3 protein-coding genes and 1 pseudogene are annotated in these 2,999 nt (G+C 44.1%); 1 reads left to right on the plus strand and 3 read right to left on the minus strand.

The window, feature by feature from the left end; translation table 11 throughout:
- Positions 1-173 precede the first annotated feature (173 nt).
- Together R7070_RS24485 and R7070_RS24490 are read right to left on the minus strand one after the other, a co-directional pair.
- On the minus strand, positions 174-326 hold the full coding sequence (locus tag R7070_RS24485) for a hypothetical protein (RefSeq protein WP_212577753.1): 153 nt from the start codon (positions 324-326) through the stop codon (positions 174-176).
- Positions 327-350: 24 nt separating this feature from the next.
- Positions 351-765 (minus strand): annotated as a pseudogene (locus R7070_RS24490) (ISAs1 family transposase); the annotation flags it as partial.
- A gap of 198 nt (positions 766-963) precedes the next feature.
- Between R7070_RS24490 and R7070_RS24495 the strand changes: the two are divergent.
- Positions 964-2,499 (plus strand): PKD domain-containing protein, encoded by a 1,536-nt coding sequence (locus R7070_RS24495; RefSeq protein WP_169629213.1) that lies wholly within the window; start codon positions 964-966, stop codon positions 2,497-2,499.
- 104 nt (positions 2,500-2,603) lie between these two features.
- Here R7070_RS24495 and R7070_RS26845 read toward each other — a convergent pair whose 3' ends face one another.
- Positions 2,604-2,738 carry an MbeD/MobD family mobilization/exclusion protein gene (locus R7070_RS26845; RefSeq protein WP_169629211.1) on the minus strand — a complete coding sequence of 45 codons (135 nt, stop codon included), beginning with the start codon at positions 2,736-2,738 and terminating at the stop codon, positions 2,604-2,606.
- Positions 2,739-2,999 lie beyond the last annotated feature (261 nt).

The raw sequence follows: 2,999 nt of genomic DNA on the forward strand, positions 1-2,999 counted from the left end.
TTAAGGGAGCGTAGCGTCCCTTACAAGGCACAATGACAACGTAACGAAGTGGAGGGGTCTTTGTGTAGCCTTGCTTAATGCTTTCTTTTCTTCATGATTACCATCAATAATTGCTTTATGAAGAAGTCCTGCCAACATTGATTTTCTAGTGACTTCTGGTATCACACAAGGGCTTAATACCCCCCTAGATTTAGGGTAATCCCCCAATGAACACCAAGCGATTTGAAGCCACCATCGTGTTCATGCTTATGGTCATACCATCCAATGATCAACGTCAAACCATCATCATGGTAAATTTCTTCCGTTTTCTTCCAATAAGAAATCATTCGAACACGCCATCAATTAATTTGCACGAGCTTGTTTGACGATGCATAAGCACTGATCATATGAATGGTGCTCGCCCTGTCTTCACGATTGTATGAGCCTCGAAGTGTTTTGCCATCAATCGCAATCACTTGACCTTCGGTAAGGGTGTGTATTGATGACATCCAGTTAATGAAGCATTCATGAAATGCTCGGGGTCAATCGTTGAGATTATTCGAGCAATCGTGTCATCAACAGGAACACTATGTAAAAACAGGCCATTGCGCTTAAACCAATTATGATGACCGAGAATGTATTCACGGATATCAAACCAACCTTTCGCACCAGCAATAACCGCACATAGCGAGCCAAAAGGACTTCGAAGAGGCAGTAAGTGACCTTAGGGATTTGGCGTAGATCAGTAATCGTTTGAAAATGTTCTTTGAAGTGATCGATGTGCATGATGCTTTCCCTAAAAAGGGAGTATAAGATCACAGCTAATAAATGGGATCGTCAAATTAGTCGTCATTTTGCTTAAAAAACGTTCACGACCTCACCCTGCAGACAATTAAGCCTTAAGCTGCTACTTACATCACAGACAACGCCGTCGTAAATAATATTTAATGCGGAGTTTTCACCTTTTCACATCGGGACCTCTAAATGGACGTTAAGCCTTGGCTACTCTTAACAGCTGCAATTCTCGCAGGCTGCTCTGATGACGATCATCAGACCCACAACAACAGCGTCAAATTCGATGTCATAGACAATCAAGAATTTACCCTTAATCCGATTCAAAACGACAGCAATCCCGATTTAGAAAGTTTCAGCTGGACTCAAACATGTGGTTCGATATCCATTATTCCTTCTGACACAAGCCAAACCGTCAATCTGACACTTACCGCTCCAAAACTGGACAACGATGAAGAGTATTGCTTCCAGTTTAAAGGAACCAGTAAGAATGGTGATCAGTACTCAACCGATGCAAAAGTGTCCGTGGTGTCTCCATCACTGGAAGTTTATGTTGATCACGCATCTCTCCCCTCTTTACATCAGGTATTGGACATCATCGCCTCTGCAGAGGCTCACCCGACAGCTGAGCGCTATGTGTCCTGGGGCCGTATCAATCCGACGCAAGAGCATCTGGCGCAACTGAATATCAGTCGCTTCCCACTTGAGTCAAACCATACATCGGCAGAAATGCTTGAAGCTATTTCTGCCTTTGCAGAAGATCATCACAGACTCAAGGTTTCAATCAGTACCAACACGCTGAAGTCATATGACAACCTAAAACTTATGCTACAGCGGCTGCATAAGCAGCCACATGTCGACATTGACAACATCAGGCTCTATGACGATGGCTCTGCTGAATACGTGAACCTGTACAACTGGCGCAATACCCAGGATAAGACCTACCTGTTACAGCAAGCCGGTGACAACCTTAAAAATATCATTTTAGGTTCAGGTGGTTCTTCCGCGCCCTGGTTGACTACTCAGTTTAACTGGCATTCACTCTACCCTACTGAGTACTCAATGCTGAGATCTGACTTTTTGACGCTTGATCCAAAACTACACGAGTTAAAAGAGTATCTGGGTGATAGCCTCAAACAAATGCAGTGGGATAAATATGCAAAACTGTCCTCAGAGCAGCAAGCATTGTTCCTTGAAATCGTAGGTTTTGATCAAAATTGGCTGCAAGTAGAATATGACAAGAGTCCACTGGCTAACTTTGTATTCACGGGGACGACTACCTGGGCCGGTGGTGAAGAGAAAGAGTTCTACGCCAAGCAACAGGTTAATATCATCAATAATGCTATCAACGAAACCAGCCCTTACTATATTGGTAAGGAGCATGACCTGTTCTTCAAAGGGCATCCTCGCGGTGGTGTTATCAATGACATCATTATTAGCAGTTTTGATAATATGGTGAACATTCCGTCAGCCATCTCTTTCGAAGTCCTGATGATGACAGATATGCTGCCTGATACTATCGCCGGTGTGGCCAGCTCTTTGTATTTCACTATTCCAGCGGAAAACATCAAATTCATCGTTTTCACTTCATCCGAAGAGATCACCGATCGTGAACAAGCATTAAAGAGCCCACTGGTTCAGGTCATGATGACTCTGGGCATTGTGAAAGAAGAAAACGTTCTCTTCTGGGCCGATATGCCTGATTGCAGCAGTGGAACCTGTATCTAATCCAGTTTTAAAAGGCCCTTCGGGGCCTTTTTTCATGCTTCAATCTCAATTGCAGCGTGTGACCAGATTCAAACTCCCTGAAAAAGAGATTACTGATACTTGATTCAAATCAGGGTTTCCAACTGCTGGAGCTGCTCCGCTAAATCGTTGTATAGATTCACAAATTCCTTTTGTTGTATTTCGTGCTGCGTCTGCAATTGCTCGAATTCGTTCAATAATAGGGTTTCTAACTCGGTCATGTTCTACTTCTCCACCAGTTTGATAAGTTCGTTCTGGCCATCGTTGAGAGTCAACCCCCCTTTCACAGAGTATCCCTCTGGGATCACGATGTAACGCCCCTCTTTGTCCTGAAAGAAACGATAAGGATGCTAGGAAAGCTAGCGCACGCCGCCCTTTCGGCTGCGCCGACCCCTACCCATTTCGACTCAAATTTATGAGTGATTTGGGTATCTTTTTGGTCGCTTTCAGATTGGGTAAGTCTCTTCCCTTTCGGGCTGCCC

The organism is Vibrio sp. 1557, from assembly GCF_033340175.1.
GTDB lineage: Bacteria > Pseudomonadota > Gammaproteobacteria > Enterobacterales > Vibrionaceae > Vibrio > Vibrio alginolyticus.

What these genes read in the sequence shown, in the direction of transcription:
- R7070_RS24495 (WP_169629213.1), top strand. Translation starts at nt 964, where the DNA reads ATGGACGTTAAGCCTTGGCTACTCTTAACAGCTGCAATTCTCGCAGGC.
- R7070_RS24485 (WP_212577753.1), bottom strand. Translation starts at nt 326, where the DNA reads ATGATTTCTTATTGGAAGAAAACGGAAGAAATTTACCATGATGATGGT.
- R7070_RS26845 (WP_169629211.1), bottom strand. Translation starts at nt 2,738, where the DNA reads ATGACCGAGTTAGAAACCCTATTATTGAACGAATTCGAGCAATTGCAG.